The 19,380-nt window shown below is 29.6% G+C and carries 11 protein-coding genes; 7 read left to right on the top strand and 4 right to left on the bottom strand.

Features of this window, described 5'->3' with window-relative positions; genetic code table 4:
* Positions 1-24 precede the first annotated feature (24 nt).
* On the bottom strand, positions 25-792 hold the full coding sequence (locus ACM0IS_RS03565) for an MAG0110 family membrane protein (protein ID WP_416756139.1): 768 nt from the start codon (positions 790-792) through the stop codon (positions 25-27).
* 100 nt (positions 793-892) lie between these two features.
* On the opposite strand from ACM0IS_RS03565, the gene ACM0IS_RS03560 reads away from it, so the two are divergent.
* From ACM0IS_RS03560 to ACM0IS_RS03550, 3 genes are all read left to right on the top strand, one after another.
* Positions 893-2,209, top strand: a complete 1,317-nt coding sequence (locus ACM0IS_RS03560; protein ID WP_416756138.1) for an aminopeptidase C — start codon at positions 893-895, stop codon at positions 2,207-2,209.
* Between the two features lie 140 nt (positions 2,210-2,349).
* A complete protein-coding gene (locus ACM0IS_RS03555; protein WP_416756137.1) occupies positions 2,350-3,666 on the top strand; it encodes a potassium channel family protein in 1,317 nt (438 codons plus the stop codon).
* Positions 3,654-4,481, top strand: coding sequence for a deoxyribonuclease IV (locus ACM0IS_RS03550; protein WP_416756136.1), 828 nt, complete (start codon positions 3,654-3,656; stop codon positions 4,479-4,481). The genes ACM0IS_RS03555 and ACM0IS_RS03550 overlap by 13 nt, the downstream gene beginning before the upstream one ends.
* A 64-nt stretch (positions 4,482-4,545) precedes the next feature.
* On the opposite strand, the gene ACM0IS_RS03545 is transcribed toward ACM0IS_RS03550, so the two are convergent.
* Both ACM0IS_RS03545 and ACM0IS_RS03540 read right to left on the bottom strand, forming a co-directional pair.
* Positions 4,546-8,001 (bottom strand): lipoprotein 17-related variable surface protein, encoded by a 3,456-nt coding sequence (locus ACM0IS_RS03545; RefSeq protein ID WP_416756135.1) that lies wholly within the window; start codon positions 7,999-8,001, stop codon positions 4,546-4,548.
* A 61-nt stretch (positions 8,002-8,062) separates the two neighbouring features.
* Complete coding sequence (locus tag ACM0IS_RS03540; RefSeq protein WP_416756134.1) at positions 8,063-8,962, bottom strand: hypothetical protein; 900 nt, start codon at positions 8,960-8,962, stop codon at positions 8,063-8,065.
* A 466-nt stretch (positions 8,963-9,428) separates the two neighbouring features.
* On the opposite strand from ACM0IS_RS03540, the gene rpmG reads away from it, so the two are divergent.
* The 3 genes from rpmG (at position 9,429) to pip (ending at position 11,686) form a co-directional block, all read left to right on the top strand.
* The gene (gene rpmG / locus ACM0IS_RS03535) at positions 9,429-9,581 is read left to right on the top strand and encodes a 50S ribosomal protein L33 (protein ID WP_078747366.1); all 153 of its coding nucleotides are present in this window, start codon (positions 9,429-9,431) and stop codon (positions 9,579-9,581) included.
* Between the two features lie 109 nt (positions 9,582-9,690).
* A complete protein-coding gene (locus ACM0IS_RS03530; RefSeq protein ID WP_416756133.1) occupies positions 9,691-10,752 on the top strand; it encodes a M24 family metallopeptidase in 1,062 nt (353 codons plus the stop codon).
* Positions 10,736-11,686, top strand: a complete 951-nt coding sequence (gene pip, locus ACM0IS_RS03525) for a prolyl aminopeptidase (RefSeq protein ID WP_416756132.1) — start codon at positions 10,736-10,738, stop codon at positions 11,684-11,686. The genes ACM0IS_RS03530 and pip overlap by 17 nt, the downstream gene beginning before the upstream one ends.
* 65 nt (positions 11,687-11,751) lie before the next feature.
* Here pip and ACM0IS_RS03520 read toward each other — a convergent pair whose 3' ends face one another.
* Positions 11,752-17,820 carry an MGA_1079 family surface serine endopeptidase gene (locus tag ACM0IS_RS03520; RefSeq protein WP_416756130.1) on the bottom strand — a complete coding sequence of 2,023 codons (6,069 nt, stop codon included), beginning with the start codon at positions 17,818-17,820 and terminating at the stop codon, positions 11,752-11,754.
* 344 nt (positions 17,821-18,164) lie between these two features.
* Here ACM0IS_RS03520 and ACM0IS_RS03515 point away from each other — a divergent pair, with 344 nt between their 5' ends.
* Entirely contained in the window at positions 18,165-19,352 is a 1,188-nt protein-coding gene (locus tag ACM0IS_RS03515; protein ID WP_416756129.1) for a phosphopentomutase, read from the top strand.
* Positions 19,353-19,380: the final 28 nt, after the last annotated feature.

Below are 19,380 nucleotides of genomic sequence, written 5' to 3'. Positions count from 1 at the left end.
CTAATTCTAGCTTAAGCTAGTTTTTTAATTTCTACTGCTTCCTGTCATTAATGTAATAATGTATCATAACAATTGTGCATAAGAAATAAACAACATAATTCCAGCAATTATTGCTTGTGAGCACATATCTTTTTTACTCATGTATTGAGCCATGTCTGCAGTTTTACGAACTTGTCATCATTGAATAATCATGTTAATAGAAATTAAAACTGTACCTATGACAATTGCATATCAATCAGCTTTAAAAACAAATAATGAAACGATTAAAGTGATTAAAAATCCAACAAATAAGAAAGCTGAAAATATTCCTAATGCTCTAATGTTGATTAGATTAAATAGTCCTAAAATCGCGGCAACAATCATAATTCCAGCTGGAATTAACATAATTCCAATCATTTGAGGAATTAAACTCCATTGAATTTCGCTTATATTATATTTAGCTATAAAATACATCACAAAAGCTAATCCGATAACAACCCCATAAAATAGAATGACAATTGGGAAAATTACTAATTTAAATATATTGTTTTTTATCTTTGGTATAAAAATAGTAATTATTAATGTTAGTATAAATAAGACAGTAAATGTTGCAATTAGTGCTGCTGGATTATTTGTTGCGAGTGAAAAGAATGCATCGCTTCCGAATCAAACACTAAATCCAGCCGCAACTGAAAGCATAGCAATTAACCCTACTATAAAAGTGGTAAGCATTACTGCATAAAATTGTGCTGTAGAAGCCACACTTTCTACTTCATAGGCTTCTGAATGTTCATGTTTTCTAGTTAAATTCATATCTTTATTGTACCATATTTGGCTATAACAAAAAAAGTATAATATTACCTTGTTTTCATTAAAAAACTGTATCATATATAAAGACTTAAAGGAGACCAAAATGGAATTAAAATTAGAAACATTAAATAAATTTGCTCAAAGATTTGATGCAAAAGAAAATAATAAATTAATTCAAAATGCAGTAATTAAAAATGGTATTAAAAACACATGTATTAACCATGAAGTTCTAATTAAACACGACTTTGTCTTTGATATAGAAACCACACTTGGTGATATTACATCTCAAAATTCTAGTGGTAGATGTTGAATTTTTGCTTCATTAAACATGGCAAGAGTCGCAGCTATGAAGAATCTTAATGTTAAAACATTTGAATTCTCTCAAAACTACTTTGCTTTTTATGACAAACTAGAAAAAGCTAATACATTCCTTAATTTAGCAATTGAAAACATTGACAAAGATGCCAATGATAGATTAATTTATCACTTAATAGCACACTCAACTGCAACTGATGGTGGTTACTGAGAATGATTTGCTTCATTACTTAGAAAATATGGTGCTGTACCAAAAAGTATTATGCCCGAAACATTCCTATCAGGAAATACTAATGAAATGAATGAACAAATTGACTTACATTTAAAACAAGCTTACAATACTTTAAAACAAATGTATAAACAAGGCAAAAGCCTACAAGCTATGTATGAATACAGAGAAGATGTTTTATTTGAAGTCTATGACATAGTTGCAAAATGTTTAGGACGTCCACCTAAAGTATTTACTTATGAATACAAAGATAAAGATGATAAATATCAAAAAGTTCAAAATGTTACACCTAAAGAATTCTTTGATAGATTTGTGGGAAGTGATTTTGATAATAAAGTCGATCTAATTCATGATCCTCGTGATTTATATCCAACAGGTACAAAATACATCCTTAAATATCAAAATTCAATTTATCAAGATAGTGAAGTTGCAATGGTTAATGCTCCTTTAAATGTAATTAAAGAAGCAGTAATTGCCTCATTAAAGGATAATGTTCCTGTTTGATTTGGGTGTGATATTGATCCATTCAAAGACAACAAATCAGGTGTTTTAGACCCAGAACTTTACTTATATGATGAATTATTTACACCTGTAAATAACTTGAATAAAGCAGCTAGAGTTGATTTATTTAACTCTTCACTAAACCATGCAATGGCTTTTGTTGGTGTTAAGACTAACGAAGGTAAACCAGTGGCTTGAAAAGTAGAAAACTCTTGAGGTGATAAAACAGGAAATAAAGGGGTTTATTCAATGTCAGATTCATGATTTGATGAATACAATTTCTCAGTAATTGTAGATCGCAAATATGTAGACCAAGCCTTATTAAAAGAAACAAATCCAAAAGTTTACCTTGAACTTTGAGAGCCACTTGCTTAATAATAATCTTATGCATCAATCATTGATGCATTTTTATTTAACTTTTATCACTATGAGCTAGGCACAAAAGCGCAAAAATGTTTCTAAGTAAAGAATTTTGTAGCATTTTATAAAAGTTAAAACTTTTATAAAATATATGTATGGAAACAATTAAACTTAATTTAGAAAATAAAAATACTATTTTCAAAATCATTTCTTTAATGACTTGGTCAAATTCTAAAATTCCAAGTTCACTAGCTAAAGAAAAGAAAAAGATTAAATTAATTACTTATTTATATGCAGGAATAATCTCCTTTGCATGTTTTGTTTCTTTTCTATCACTAATTCAAGTACCGGTAGAAAAGCTTACTAGCTGAGGACATTTCTTAGCTACAATGCAAATTATTACTTTCTTTGTCTTCATTATTGATTATGGATTGCATATGATTACTTATCGCCTTCATTATCCAGAATTAAAACTGCCAATGTGAAAAGCTTGTTTAAAATATATCTTTTCATTCACAGGAATAATTATTCTATTTTGTATTTTGGCATCATTTAATGCTGTTGAATATATGCTACCAACCAATCAACAAGGTAACTATAAAGATAGTGGTGCTGCAAAATTCTTTAGTGATATTAAATCACTTACAATCTTTAAGATGATTCGTTTCTTCTTTGTACTAACATTATTTGCGCCATTCCACATTATTGCTGAAGTATTTAATCAACAAAGAAGAGTGCTTACATATGTTTTTATCTTAATCATTATTATGATTATTCTGTTTGCTTTAATTATTTGAAATAATGAAGCTAACTACTTACGTGAACAACAAATCCAATATATAGCAACGCAAAGAGAACTAAAAGGATCAGCTTTATATACCTGATATCAACAAAATAGTTCTTTAGCCCCATTGGCTAATAAAACAGGTGATGACTTAAATTTAGCTATTTATAAATACTTTACAGAGCTAAAGAATACTAATGATTTAGCTACAGCAAATCTTCAAGCAAGTATTGCAGCCTTAGGAAATGGATATGCAACAAACTTTTGAAATGCTATTTACTTTACTACAATTACTTTAACTACTATAGGATATGGTGATTTTGTACCACATGCTCCAGTAACTAAAGGAATTGTCACATTTATCTCATTAGTATCTATTGCAATTATCGCAATCCCATCAGGGCTTATTGCTGGGTCATTCTTGAATGAAATGCAAAAACATTTCAAGAATAATGACGAAAATGTCCATGTAAAGGCTAAAGAAAAGTTAAGTGAAATTAAAGAAGATGTTAAAGAAGCTTTAGCTGAAGCTAATGCCAAAGAAATTATTGTAAAACCTATTAAAAAAGTAAAAGAAAAAACCAGTGCTGATACACAAGAAAAAGCTGTTGAAAAAACTGAAAATAATGACAAAAATAATAATGATCAAGCAGATCAAAATAAAGGGGATAAATTATGAAACTTATAGGATCTCATGTGCCTTTTAAGGCGCCTAACTACTTAGTGGAATCATGCCAATTTTCCCTTGATAACGGGGCCAATACAATGATGATTTATTTAGGTGCTCCACAAAACGTACGTAGAGTAGAGCCTGAAAAATATAATCTTGCTCAATATGAAACACAATATGAAAAACTAATTACAAAAGAACATGTAGTGGTACATGCTCCATATATTGTTAATCCTTCAAATCCAGATAAAAGTGCCTTTGCTGTAGACTTTTTAGTTCAAGAAATTGAAAGAATGAATTATGCAGGGTTTAAATATTTAGTTTTACATCCTGGAGCAAGTGTTGGACATTCAGTTGAAGAAGCTTTAGATACTTTAGTTGATTCCCTAAAAGAAATACTATCTCGTAGCAAAGATGTTGTTATATGTTTAGAAACTATGTCAGGAAAAGGGAGTGAAGTAGGTATCAACTTTGAGCAATTAGCTCATGTACTAAAATGAGTTGACGATGAAAGAATACAAGTTTGCTTGGATACATGCCATGTATGAGATGCTGGATATGATATTCAAGATTATGAGGCTTTTAAACAAGAACTTAAGGATTGAGATATCTTAAAGCACATCAAAGTTATCCACTTAAATGATTCAAAAAATGAAGTTGCTTCACATAAAGATAGACACGCAAACATTGGAAAAGGAACTATTGGTCTAGAAACATTACAAAAATTTGTCTTTGATCCTGATTTTGACAATATTCCAATAATTCTAGAAACTCCAGTGCCAGAAACTGGACCAATTTATAAAGAAGAAATCGCAATGTTATTACAAAAATAGGCTAGCAGCAGCTAGCTTTTTTATTGCAAAAAACACCATAGCATAGAGCTAATGGTGTTAGGGATTACTCTTTGTTTCCTGATAACTTATATGCAATCGATAATAGATCATCATGCATTACATCGGCATAATTTTTACCAATGTTAAAGATAGGGAAAGCTAATTCTTTTATTAATTTTGATATAAATTCAGCATCAGAACCAGATAATTTATATTCATTTGTTAATTGAGAAATAAGAGTTTCTAATTTACTGTAGTGGCGATCTGAACTTCAGATATCTGCTCAGTTAGCTGTTAGCCATTTACGACCAGGGTTTAGCTTTGGCCATGTTTCTATTGTTTTACGATATCTGTCGGTTTTCTCATTATTTCTTTTTCCATCAACCATATATTGTCAATCAATATTTAAATAGAAGTCAGCATAATTATTAAATGTTTCTAGAAGAATGCTTTTGATAGATTCTGCCAATTTAACTTTATTAATATCGGAGTTAAATTGATGATTATTAACTTCTTTTTTAACTTTGTCATTTAATATATTCGTAAAAGTTTGCGAATTATTTTTTAAGTAATTAAAGACATTATCAAATAAAGGCTCTAAATAGTATCCATGGATCATTTTAGCAGCAGTTACTACTGTGCCACCAAAAAGTGTAACCATTCATGATAACGAACTTGTTGGAGTAGTATATATACCACCATACATATCTGAAATAATATTCATATTATTGTTGACCATGAGTAAGTTATCCAGTACTTTATATGTTTTTAGTAAATCTTCCTTATCAGCAAATGTTGTATTGAAGAAATCTCTTGTAGAGTTCAAGGATGCTTGACTCATTTTTTCTTGGATTTTAGTAAATAATTCTTTCTTAATAGAGTTAAAACGATCCATTCTGTTTGGTGGTATTTTGTTAGTTACAGATAGTGCCTTATTATATGAAGACTCAACATTTGTTACTTCAGTTGTAAGATTCTTCATGTTTGTGTTATATATTTCATCAAATACAGTTGTGTCAAATAGTTTATTATATGTAACTGTTCCTATTTCATCTGATGTAACATCATCGAATTTATATTCTGTACTTTGAAGCTTATACTGCATAGTAAATGAATGAGCTTCTTTTTGTACATTTAAAGTGTGAGGAACTAAAATTAGTCGAGCATTTAGGTCTGATAGTCTGATTCCATTTAATAACTCTGGCGTGATTTCTTGTGGATTTTTATTTTCAACTGCTTTCAAAAATTCCTTATTAGTATTTAGATCATAATTTCTTACTAAACCATTTAACTTCTCTCTAATACTGTTTCGTTTATCAATATATTCTTGATATTGCTTGCTATTTAAGAAACCTGTCATAATAAAATCTTTTGAAGTGATATATTCTCCCATTTTAGAAGTAACTGTAAGAGTCAACTCACCTTTATCATCATTTGTTGATTTTAAGGTTATTTTATCACTTAGTCTTTTAGTTCAACCTCATTTATCACTTATTGAAAATAAAAGTGATAAATCTTGATTTACTAAGCTAGGTTTTAGCTTTCTAGCTATGTCATTTCCGTAGCTAGTTTTTCAAACAGAAATTCCTTTTTCAAGGTAGATTGGTAAAAATCTTTGAGCAATGATTGGTATCATATTAACACTAATATGTTTAGTATTTGATTCAACAGTTTTATCTACATTGCTATATAGTTTGATATCGAAATCAAAATTGAACACATCGTTTTCTAAATCTATATTATAGTTAAATTTAGTGATTTCAAATTTAGCACTATCAATAGACTTAACAACTAATGATTTTATTTTATCTGTAATTTGGTATGGCTCATTAGTGTTTTTATCTAAATAAAGTTTTTCAAATGATCTTTTATTATAAACTGCAGGGTCTAATGAAATATTTGATGTATCTAAACTAAAATCATTAGCTAGATTGTTAATCTTTTCTTGTTCATTTGTTAAAAAGCCATTTAGCACTATTTTTTTAGTTGATGAGCTGATTGATCCTAAGGTTGGCTTAGTTGAAATGAATGCATATGTAACTACTACTTCGCCTTTATCATCATTAGGTTCGAATGTGATTTGTAAATTTGCATCTTGAGGAAGATTATTTGCATCAAAGCTTATTTTTGAAATTGCACTTGCTTTGACTTCTGCTTTATTAACAGTATCTAATAAAGCTAAGTTAAACTTGCTAATTTCTTGGTCTAAACGAGCTTGTTCAGTATCAATTTCTAATTGTCTTTGTGTGTAGAAACCATTGATTGCTGCAACTTGTTCTTCATTTGTTTCGACAACATTATTTGTTTCAGGGTTTAAACGTGATACTGTATAAATAATTGAAACAATACCATTAGAATTATCTTTATTAAGAGATTTAATGTTAAGACTTAAGCCTTCAGGAACATTTAATGCCTTAAAATCAGCATCATTTGTACTTGATGGTAATGTATGGTCTCTATTTTCATTTTCTTTGTATTGGAATGCTATAGGGTTAGCTACAATAAAGTTATGTAGTTCTTTTCTAAATTTATTGTCAGCTTTATTAATTATTTGGCCATTAGTTAAGAATCCTGAAATTGTAATAGTTTTTTCTTCAGATTTGATTTCAGGGTAAATAGTTGAAACTAATTCAAATTTAACTTTATATGTACCTTTTTCATCATCAAATGAGCTTTCAATAATATTTGCTGTAGCATTTAGTAATTGAGGAAAGACTACTTCATTATTAGTAATTTGGCTAGCTTTTGTTTCATCTTTATCAATTGAACTTGCTACTGTTAAGCGAGCAATTGAATTGATTTGACTATTAAGGTTAGCTTTAGTTTGCTCCTTATTGTGTTCCGGTGTTGTTTTAAATCCCTTGATTAATTGTAAACTAACTCTAGTATTATATTGCGAAGCAATATTTTCGAGTTTATAGTAAACGCATAAGTAACCTGGTTCATCAGCAGGAACTAATTCAATATTTGCTTTATATAAATCTTTATTGTAGTTAGTTAATGAAATGAAATCTCTTTGGGCAGCTTCACTAGGCAGCATGCTTTTGTAATCCAGTGGCTTAATTTCTAATTTGGCTTGCTCCAAGGCCTCATCAGTTAAATTGTTATCATTTTTGAAACCTGAAAGAGTAAAAGTTTTAACATCTGAGTATACTCATTTTTTAGTTTCTTGATCCAATGCTCTAACATAGAAAGAGACTTGTAGACTTCCGTCACTTTGACTTGGAACTAGTTCACCAGTAAATTGGAAAATAAAGTCGCTATTTTTATTTGAATTGATCCCTTGTAAGTTATCAAAAGTAATTTCTGATGGTAATTTAGCTAATAGTGAGCTATCTTTTAAACCAATAGTGTAATTATTTGCTTCAGTATTAAGTTGTGTTTGAAGATTTTGTTTTAATTGTTGATTTGAATTGGCATTATCATTTGCTGCTGCTGGGTTATTACATGAAGCAGCTAATGCTGTTAGTGACCAGGCAGGCATTAATGCTAATAAAAGTTTGCTTGTTTTCCTTTTCATAACAAAAAAGTTAATGCGCTTATAAAGACATTAACTTTTCCTTTCTTATAATTTTAAGTAATTATTTAGCTTCTGTTGAAGTAGCTGTAGATGCTGTTAATGTGTTGATTAAATCAGCGAGTTCTTTTGTTGTAGAAACTAATAAAGCAACATTTGATTTAACTGAAGCTTCTAATGCTTCATATTTTGATTTTAACACTACTTTAACTGCGTTGTAGTCAGCTTCTTGTGTTAATAATTCGTGTGCTTTAGCTGTAGCTTTTGTTTTAAGTGCAGGCATTAAAGCTTTAAATTGATCTAAAACAGCCATGCTTGCGTTTCCTTCAACAGTTAATGATTTAACTTGGTTTGCAACTGCTTTTATTTCTGTATTGAAGAATGTTGTCATACCATTAATAAATGCGTCTAATGTTGCGATGTTTTTTGTGCTTTCGTTTGTTTTTAATGTTTCGAAAATAGCTTTTCCAACATTTGCAATTTTGTCAGAGTTAGCAATTAAGATGTCAGCAACTTCATTTTTGATAGCTGTCATTTTTTCTGCATTTAAAGCATTTTTAACTCTTTCAATTCCTGTTCCTGTTGCTGTTGAAGCTAATGAAGCTTGTAATACTTCAACAAGAGCTGAGTTTAATTTTAGAGCTACTAAGTTGTATAAATCAGCAACTGTTTTGTTTTGAGCTTCTGGTAAAACACCTGAAACAGCATTTAACACTGCTAAGCTTTGAGCTGCTAATCCTGCAGCTTCTTTATTTACATATGCGTCTAAAGCAGTTTTTTGAGCGTCTGTTGTTAAACCATCTTTAATTGATTTATATGATGCAATAATAGGTGCTTTGATTGAATTTGAAGCATCTTCTTTTTTAACAGGTTTAACTTCTGGTTGACATTGGCAAGCAATCATAGGTGCTACTGTAACACCAGCTAATCCTAATGAAAAAATTATTGATTTAAAGTTTTTCATAATATTTTTTATGTCCTTTTTCGTATTTATTTGTATTTATCCTATATCTGGATATTACTTAAGTGTATTAATACATAAATATTGTATTCAAAAAAAAAAAAAAAAACAGACTGGGCATAGAAAAAAACTTACTAAAAAAACAAAATATATATTTTACATGAACATTCCTATTTTTTAGGAACAAAATTCATTTTTTTATTTAACTTTTTGAAACATTTTTGTTCATTTATCTTATTTTTTTATTTTTTTCTCGAATCTAAATAGCATACTTGGTTAAAAAAATCAATTTTTGGTCACTTTTGTATCATAAAAAAATGATCTTTACTTATAATATAATGTTTAGCACAATATCTTGGGACTAAAAAAAGCACTGTATTCGTGAAATTATCGCTTAAAAGTTTGGTTTTTTTGCTATAATTGTTAAGAATTTTATTGATATCAATTTAAAAAAGAAAAGGAGCAAAATATGGCAAGAGAAGGTTATACATTAGTGTGCACAGAATGTAAAATGGAAAACTATATTTCTAAGAAAAATAAGAAAAACCATCCAGAAAAAGTTGAACTTTCAAAATACTGTTCAAAATGTAATGCTCACACAAACCACAAAGAAAAGAAATAGTATTTCTTTTTAAATTCCTAATTCAGCAAATGCTGAATTTTTTTATTCTTGTATTAATTTAACTACTTAGTAATATAATTAAATCACTATTAAATATAAGGAGACTTTTATGGACAAAAGAAAATTAAATGAAATGTTTGATGAAACTGGAGTTGAAGTATTAATTTCAGAAGCTCCTCAAACTAGATTATGATATGCTGGTGTTCAAACAACAGATGGTTTTATTGCTATTGAAAGAGATAAAGCTACATTATTTGTTGATGGAAGATATATTGAATACTGCAGAAACAATGCTAAAAATGTAGATGTAGTTTTAATTAAGGGCAACTCATTAGCTGAATGATTCGCTAAAAGAGGATACAAGAAAATTGCTTTAGAAAAGAACTATTTAACAAAAGAAGTTCAAGATCGCATTGTTAAAATGGTAAACCCAGAAGAAATTAAATGAATTGATGCGCAAGCATTAAGAGTTATTAAATCAAAAGACGAATTAAGAATTATGCAAGCTGTAATTGATATTTCACTTTCAGCTTTAGAAGAATTTAAACAATGAGTAAAACCAGGTGTAAGTGAAAAAGAAGCTGGTGCTTATTTAAACTTCTTACTTAAGAAACATGGTGGAGATAAAGAAGGATTTGATGAAATTATTGCAACAGCTTCTTCATCAGCTGAACCTCACCACCACACAACTGACAAAAAACTTGAAGAAGGTTGCTTATTAAAAGTTGACTTTGGTGCTAGATACAAAGGATATACAGCTGACATTACAAGAACATGAATTTTAGGTGGCGAAGATAAAGTTAAAGACCCTAAAGCACTAGAAATCTTAAACATTGTTAAAGAAGCAGCAGCAGCTGGTAGAGCAAGTGTTAAACCAGGAATGAAAGCTAGTGATGTTGACAAAGTTTGCCGTGATTACATTAAAGCTAAAGGATATGGAGACTACTTTGTTCACTCAACAGGTCACGGACTTGGAATTGATGTTCATGAATGACCATCAATTTCACCTATGTCACAATGAGTATTAGAACCAGGTATGATTTTAACAGTTGAACCAGGAATCTACATTGAAGGACTTGGAGGAGCTAGAATTGAAGATGATGTTCTAGTTACTGAAAAAGGTCACTACGTATTCTCAAGACAAGAAGAAAACAATGAAACTATTTTCTAATATTGAGCCTTATGAAACAGGCTACTTACAAGTAGATGATATTCATAAAATTTACTACGAAGTAAGTGGAAACCCTAATGGGCAAGCTGTATTCTTCTTCCATGGTGGCCCAGGAGGAAGTACTTCAGCTAAATGTAGAAGATTCTTTGATCCAGAATTTTATAAAATTGTACTATTTGATCAACGTGGTGCTGGTAAATCACTTCCATATTGTGAATTAAAAAATAATACCACTCAAGAATTAGTAGAAGATGTGGAAAAATTACGTCTACACCTAAATTTAGGTAAAGTTGTAATTTTGGGTGGTTCATGAGGAAGTACACTTGCAATGTGCTATTCAATTAAGTATGCTAAAAATGTTAAAGCGCTAATTTTACGTGGTGTATTTTTAGCCCGTCAAGAAGATATTGACTTCTTATACGAAAAAGGTGCTGATGTTTTTTACCCCGATTACTTTGCAAAGTATCAAGCTTTTGTAGCAAATGAAAAAGGTAATAGCATTTTGGAAAAATACTATAACTTGCTTATTGGGGATAACGAAGAAAAAAGAAGACAAGCAGCTGATCTATTTGCTAACTGAGAATCAGAAGTTGTTTCAATTAATAAAGCCAAATTAAAACCAAACTACAAACATGATTATCAAATAGCTTTATTAGAATCTCATTATTTTATGCATAATTCATTTTTCCCAAATGATAATTATATTTTAGATAATATTGATAAATTTAAAGATATCAGAACAATAATAGTGCATGGTCGTCAAGACATAGACACACGTCCAATTGGTGCATGACTAGTTTCACAGCATCTTACTAATGTGGATTTACATTTAGTTGATGGTGCCGGACATACTCAATGAGATGCCAGAAATCAATCATTATTAGTTCAGGCAACAGAAACCATTAAACAAGAAATTAAACAAGGAAAATTATAAAATTAAAACTATCTAGTATGTATTCTAGATAGTTTTTTGTATAGCCAAGTGCCTTAAGGCGCTTTTTATTTATTTCAGTTTTTGAAGAATCATGGAATATCATAAACATCTGGATTAAAAGCATTTAATCTCATAATATTACGTGCCATTGAATGATAGTTTATTAAATCTAATGGATTTTGGTCTTTCTCATTAACACCATAAAAATTATATGAGTATAATCCACTGTCAAATGCTCCATTTTTACCTACAAGTAATCATAAAGGACCACCTGAGTTAATTGTTGTAACATACTCACCTAAATTATTCATAACACCAGTACCTGAATTCCCAGCGTTATAGTAAGTAGGTTCATAAGGAGTTTGTTTTTTGAAGCTATCTGTTTCATATCCAGATTCATTGCGGTGGATAATGTAACTAGATTGTTTTCCGTATGGGAAACCATTAAATAAACTATGATGAATATTTTTGTCTCTGTTAACAGATTGTTTATCTAAGAAGCTTGAAAATGTTAAGTTTTTGAGGTTAAATCAATTTTGATATCACATTGCTGTTTGGAATTTTCCTTCAGCCTTTAATTGTTTAATAAGTGGGTTGACATCAAAAATTATTAGTGTCACATCAAAAAATCTGTTTTTGTCTAATACTCCAGTTTTAAACATACCTGTATTTCAATCAATTTGAGAAGAATATCCTACTTGATTTATTCCAGATCAAACAACTTGAACTTTAGTTCCTTGATTATATAAACCATTTCAATAGCTAAATCCAGCATTAACATTATTACCAAAGTCAAGACCAGCAATTGTTGGGCTAGTACCGGCATCGAATGTTATTTTTTCAGGAGTTCAATTTTTAGCATCGTTGTTAATTACATGGTGGTTTGTTAAGGCATAAAATCTACCATCATTAGGATCTGAATTAACTTTTGCTACCATCATGCCACTTCCATAATTCATAGCAAATGAACGAGACATTAAATCTTGCGCAATCGGTGATGTAGCAACATAAGAACGATTTAGGTATTCATTATTAAATTTATACCCATCTTGTAATTTGTAACTTAACATTTGATTTGGATTATATTTAAATGGGTCATTAAATGAATCTTTATTTGATAAAACAATAGGCATGTTTTCTTGTGTATAATCCATATTTTTGTAACTAATTACATTTGTAGAATTATTTGTCCCAAAATCTTCTTCAGCTATATTGTTTGTGTATTGATAACTTATATCTCCTGCAAAATAGTCAAAGAAGAAAGCTTGATTTGGATTAAAAGTATTTTGTAAATTGTTTGGGATTGTTAACTCGGGTTGTTTAAATAATGAAGTAACTGGATTATCTTGTGTAATTTTATATTTTGGATCATCAAGTCCGAATTCAAAATGCATACCTTCTTCATTTAATGTGACAGTCATTGTGTAATCTATTTGGAAAGGCGTTATAGTACCTTTAGGCTGAATTTTTTCAGTGCGTTGTTTAATTACTACAGAGCCATTTTTTATTAAATCATTATAGTTAAATGAAAGATTAATACCACCAAGCTTTCCATTTGTGTATGAAAAGACTCTAGCATAAGAAATGGAGTCTAAGAACTTAACATTAGCACTTAAATGTACATTAACATATGCTTGTTTATTTGATTGTCCTAAAATAGGTTTGAAATATTTGTTTGGTAATGTATATTCAACTTTACCAGTATTTTTATTTAATAATCAATAATTATCATTTGCGGTTATTTCATTTACTCTTTGTCTTAAAACATCACCATTAGCACGGAAAATTTTCTTCATTTTTTGCTTAAATGGCAGAGCTAAAAGTTGATCATCGCTATAAGAAACTTCTGGAGCATTTGGAATGGTTTTAAATCCACTTATTTCATATCAAGCTTCACCAATATATTCGCGATTACCAAATTGAGGTTTTTGTTGGTAAGCTAGCCGAATCATAGCACGACCATTTTTATCATCAATCATTTTAACATCTGAAATGCTAAATTGGCCTGGATATAGTAAATATTTTTTATATGAAGGTGCGCTTATATTAAGCGATCAATAATGTGGTGTGCTAGATTTAATTTCAGAAGCAAATTGAGATGCTGTAATAGTATCAATACCACTTATAATGATTTGATTATTAGTTATCTTATTAAGAATTATGTCGGGGAAGAATTCATCAGCAAAATCATTTTTTAGATTTCTAAGAGTGATTTCCCCTGTTGTATAGCGATCATTTCAATTTCATTTGTTGATAAATCCAACTTTGAAAGTCATGGCAGATGTTCTGTATCTATGATTAAATGATGCCTTGACATCATAGTAATAAACAAAATAACTGCCAAGTAATGAATTTGGATCTACAGTATGTGGCTGGTCATCTGGATTAGATATATCATTAGTATTAGGGGTACTTGGAGCACTTGGGCCTTTATCTTTTTCATCGTAATCTTTATTATCGAATTTATCATTATTTTCTACAGACGCTTTTTCACCTTTGAATTTAAATAAGTAATTTAATTTATCAAATGCTTGTTCTTCCATTAAAGTGTCGGCATCGAAGACTCTTTTACCAAATAGGGTACGGTACTCAAAGTTGTGAGAGTTAATCAAAGCCACTTGGTTTTTAACAGTTTGATTTGAACCTTGTGATTTGAAGTCTTCGCTAGTAAATCAAGCTTTATTATTACTTGGTTTAATATCAGTATAAACTAATGGTCTAAAGTAATAAAACTTAAATTTAGGAGATTTTAGTCTATTATCATTAACAACTTTGCCATTAAGTGTTACTGCATATTGCAATTCAACATATCCTTCAACATTGTTTACACTATAGTCATGTGGGTTAAATACATTAAAAACAATTTGATACTTTCCAAATTTAGGCAATGTGTATAGATCATTAAGTTTTTTAACACCTTCTGCTGCATAAAAGTTAGAGTGAGTAACTTTAGGATTTATCACAGTAGCTTGCTTTAAAATTTCACTAGTTTTCTTTAAATAGTCAGAAAGTTGGAAAATTTCTTTGTTAGCTTCATAATATTGTTGCCCTGTTTTGGTTTGGATGTTTAAATCATATATGAATGGTTGCTTATTTTTACCTGTAAATTTAATTTTAAATGTAGCTGTATGGTTTCGATCATTATAAATAAAGATATTTGAGTTTGAATAGTTGACTAATTCTCATTTATCATAACCTTCAAGCGAAATGTTTGCAGCTACACGCAAGGTATTTTGCAATAAATTGAACTTTTGAGGGTTATTAATTGAAGAATATCTATCAGGTAAATTAGCAGTTGACATTAAGTTTGACACATAAGTTCAATCTGAAGGATCAAATCCAGTTGTAGAGTTAGGATCTTGTCTATAAATTTGACTTTGGAATAGTTGTGCAATAGCATATAGTAAGTTATTACTATTATTGTTTTTAAAGTTTGGATTGTTAGTTAGTGAGCCATTTAGTGAAACTCTAACCTTACGACTGAGTGGGTTTTTAAATGAGAAAGCTTGTTTGCTAGTTAAAGTCAATGTTTTAATAGTTAGATCTTTATGCTTTATTACTACATTTAAGCTAAATTTACCTTGTGAAAGTTGAATACTATTAGGTTGTAATTCATATGTAAAGTATTGCTCGAGTTTTTGGTATTTTGCGGATAATAATGCACCAAAGTTCTTGTTTACATCTTTGCTGAAGTCCTCTTCGTATCATTGGCCAAGAGCTGAATAATTAACATTGTATAAATCATCAATATTTGCATAATTAATTTGATTAATGCGAGTTGAGAGTTTGAAATCAAAAGTTACATTCTTCAGAATATAAGTAGAAACATCTTGCGAGGTTAAATTATATTTAACTTGTAGTAAGTCAAAATTATCTGGATTAAGACCGAAATCCTTAGATAAAATATTGATCTTTTTATCTTGGTTATTTTCTTGTAAATATAAATTAAAGTTGCTTGAATTAATTGATGCACTATTAACATTTAAATCATATCCATTATTAATTGCTGTAGTTTTAGGATTGAGCACTAAATTAATAGCTTTTTGTCCATCTTCTTTAAGTTGGATAACATTTAGTGGATAAGCTTGCAATATTTCATCTAATAAATTAGCAACTGATTTTTGCACTTGAGCCTTATTTTCAGGTGCTAATGTATTATAAGAATCTGGTGTAACAAGCAATTTAGTTTGATATTTAGTTGCATCATCTTTAGTTGAAGGTAATGCTAAAAGACGAGAGATTAGACTTGAAACTTGAGTATATAAGGTCTTATAGTTATTATTAACTGATTGTGCATATTGTTTATAGAATTCATTAACATTCAAATTAAATGATGTCTTAACTTCTTCAATTTGACTACTTGAAAGGATATAACCTTGTTTAAAGTTATTTTCAAATGAACTAATAATGCTATTAGCAAGCTGTAAAAGATTATTATTAACATCTGGATGTGCTTTAAGTCAAGCTTTAAATGTTGAGTCAAAATTAATGATATTGGCTTCTTTTTCTCAAGCAGCTAGGGTGCTTTGTGCTTTTTGAAATTCTTTAGTAACTTGTTGTAATGTTTCGCTATTAAGATTTTCTAGTAAGTTAGAAATATTTGGAAGTAGTGTAACTAATTCAGGGTAATCTTGGTATTGGGTTTGATAATTTGCTACTTTAAGTTTGAAATTATTCATTTCTTGTTTTAGTAAATTAACTTGTGACTGAGAGTCTTTGCCTTCTTTAAGTGCTTGGGTATAAAGAGAATTTAATTGAGTTAAATCACTAAGCATAGCTGCTACATCTTTGGAAGCAATATTACTTTTAGCGTTTAAAATAGCTGAATTAATTTGTTCTTGTGTTGCTTTTTTACATTGTTCAATTACTTGAGGGGTAAATAAATCGATTTTCGCTTGTAAGCTAGAAACTGTATTAGTTAGCGCATTTTGACAAGCTTGGTTAAAATTGTCAATTGCTTGTTGTGCTGCCTGTTTAATTTGATTGAATCCAGCTTGAGTAACATTATTTTGGTTTATAGCACTGTTTAATTGGACAATAAGCATATTAATAGGTTGAGGATTAACTAAATTATTACTTATTAAAGCTTGATTTTGATTAAGTATAGTATTCAAACTTGAAATTAAGTTTTGATAATTACTTATTAAAGCTTGATTTTGACTAACACTAGCTTGTTTTAATAAATTGCTTAGAGTACTTTTGTTTTCTAAAAGTAAGCCTAAGTTTTTAGTTTGAATATTTTCCTTAGCACTAGCAAGAGAAGAAGAAATTTGAGAAGCTAATGCAGGAGAAAGCAAACTATTTTCAATACTAGTTAGTTTTTCAACTAGTGTATGAACTTGATTAATTAATGCGTTTAAAGCATTTGTACATTCTTGATTAAAGTTTGCAATTGCTTGAGTTACAGCTTTAGTTTGTGCATCTATCTCTTGGGTAGTGATATTCATATTTTGTAGCAAGTTATTTAGTTGTTCTTTTAATCCGTTTAAAGAGTTAGCACTAACCAAAGCATTCGAAACATAGAGTTTATTTATTTCTAAGGCACTATTAATTTGTCCTATTAATGAATTAATTTCTACATGAGTCTGAGAGTTGCTTGCTTGCACAACTTGGTTTAAAAGACTGCTTAGTTGTGTTTTATCTTGTAATAAAGCAGGAAGGTTGTCTTGTTCAATATCATTTCCTGCTTGTTTTAGTGCTAAAGTAACTTGGTTAAGCAATTCAATTCCAACAGTATATGAATTTAATGTGCTTAATTTAGCCACTAATTGTTTTACACTATTAATAAGTTCGCTTTTAGCCTTAGCACAATTAGCTTGAAATTGTTCTAACAAGCTAGTTTTAGAAGTAACGAATGCTTGATATTGCTCTTGTGAAATATTTTTTTGTGCAAGTGCACTATCTAATTGTGCAATTAGGTTATTTAAGTCAGTAACACTAACTAAATTATTGTGCACAAAGAAAGTATTAACACTAATTTCTGCCTCAATATTTTGCTTTAATTCTTGTATTTTCGTATCATATTGGTCAGCAACTGAAACCTTATTGTCATCATGACAACTTGAAGCAAGAAAATCTAAAGCTGATATTGGTGTTAATAAAATAATATTTTTCAGTAATGTTTTCTTTTTCATATATACCTACCATAGATTAGTTGTTTATTTTTGCTGATAAAAAAGTATAAAAATGCTAGTCATTTATACAAATATCTAGCTTTTTGATAATTTCATCCTATTTATATATTAATTATAAATGTAAATTAATTATGCACATTATTTTTTCTTTTAATAATTTTAATCTCATGTAAAGACTTATTTATCTACTGGTTTTTATTTTTTAGAAAAAATCTAAAAATGTGGAATATATTTCTCATTTTTGAGAATTTTTTTCCTTAATATTAGTTATAGAATAATAAAAAAAGTTTTAAAATATTAGCGATGTTATTATAGAAATAACGTCCACTTAAAAAGGAGAAAATATGGCTAAATTTAGACGTGTGTTCATGATCGTTACAGATGGTCTAGGAATCGGACCAGATAAAGACCAAAAACGTTTTGGTGACGATGGTGCAAACACAATTAGATCTGCTTCAATGGTAGAAGAATTCAAAATTGATACATGAAAGAAACTTGGAATTGGTAACATTACTAACTTAAATGGAAATTACCATGTTAAACAACCAATGGCTTACATGGCTAAAGTTCAAGAAGTATCAAATGCTAAAGATACATTAGCAGGACACTGAGAAATGATGGGAATTAAAACATTAGTACCATTCCCTACATTTACAGAAACAGGATTCCCACAAGACTTAGTTGATGAATTATCAAAAGCATTTGATGGAAGAAAAATCCTTGCAAACAAATCAGGTTCAGGAACAGAAATGATTTCTGAATACGCTCAAGAACAAAAAGAAAATGGTGGAATCATTGTTTATACATCAATGGACTCTGTTTTACAAATCGCTGCTCACGAAGAATGAGTTGGATTAGAAAACTTATACAGATATGCAAAAGCTGCTCGTGAAATTTGTTCATCACGTCCAGAATGAAACGTAGGAAGAATTATTGCTCGTCCATTCGTTGGTGATAACGGAGAATACACAAGAACATTCAATCGTCATGACTATGCAAATAAACCAAGAGAAATGATTTTAAACGAATTACAAGCTAAAGGTGTTGAAGTTATTTCAGTTGGAAAAATCAATGACATTTTCGTAGGACAAGGTATTACAAAACACTACCCAAGTGGTTCAGACGCAAAAGGTCTTGACATTACAATCGAATTAGCTGAACAAGATGGAGAAAACCAATTTATCTTCACAAACTTAGTTCAATTCGACTCACACTACGGACACAGAAGAGATGTACACGGATATGCTCAAAACATTTCTGATCTTGACGTTAAACTTGGAAAATTAATCAACGCAATGCGTGAAGATGACTTATTAATTATGACAAGTGACCACGGTAACGATCCATTATACCCAGGATTCAACCACACAAGAGAATTCTTACCAGCTACAATTTATTCAAAATCATTCAAATCATCTAGAGTATTACCTAACTTTACAGGTCTAGGAACACTTGGAAACATCGTAGCAAGAAACTTCGGTGCTGACATCATTACTGAAACAGGTGACGATGTATTTGAAGAATTAGTATAATTTAAAAATATTTTATTTCACACTACAA

Origin of the sequence: Mycoplasma aquilae ATCC BAA-1896 (assembly GCF_048074525.1) — a bacterium.
GTDB lineage: Bacteria > Bacillota_I > Bacilli_A > Mycoplasmatales > Metamycoplasmataceae > Mycoplasmopsis > Mycoplasmopsis aquilae.
This window is presented reverse-complemented; position numbering and strand designations above follow the sequence as displayed.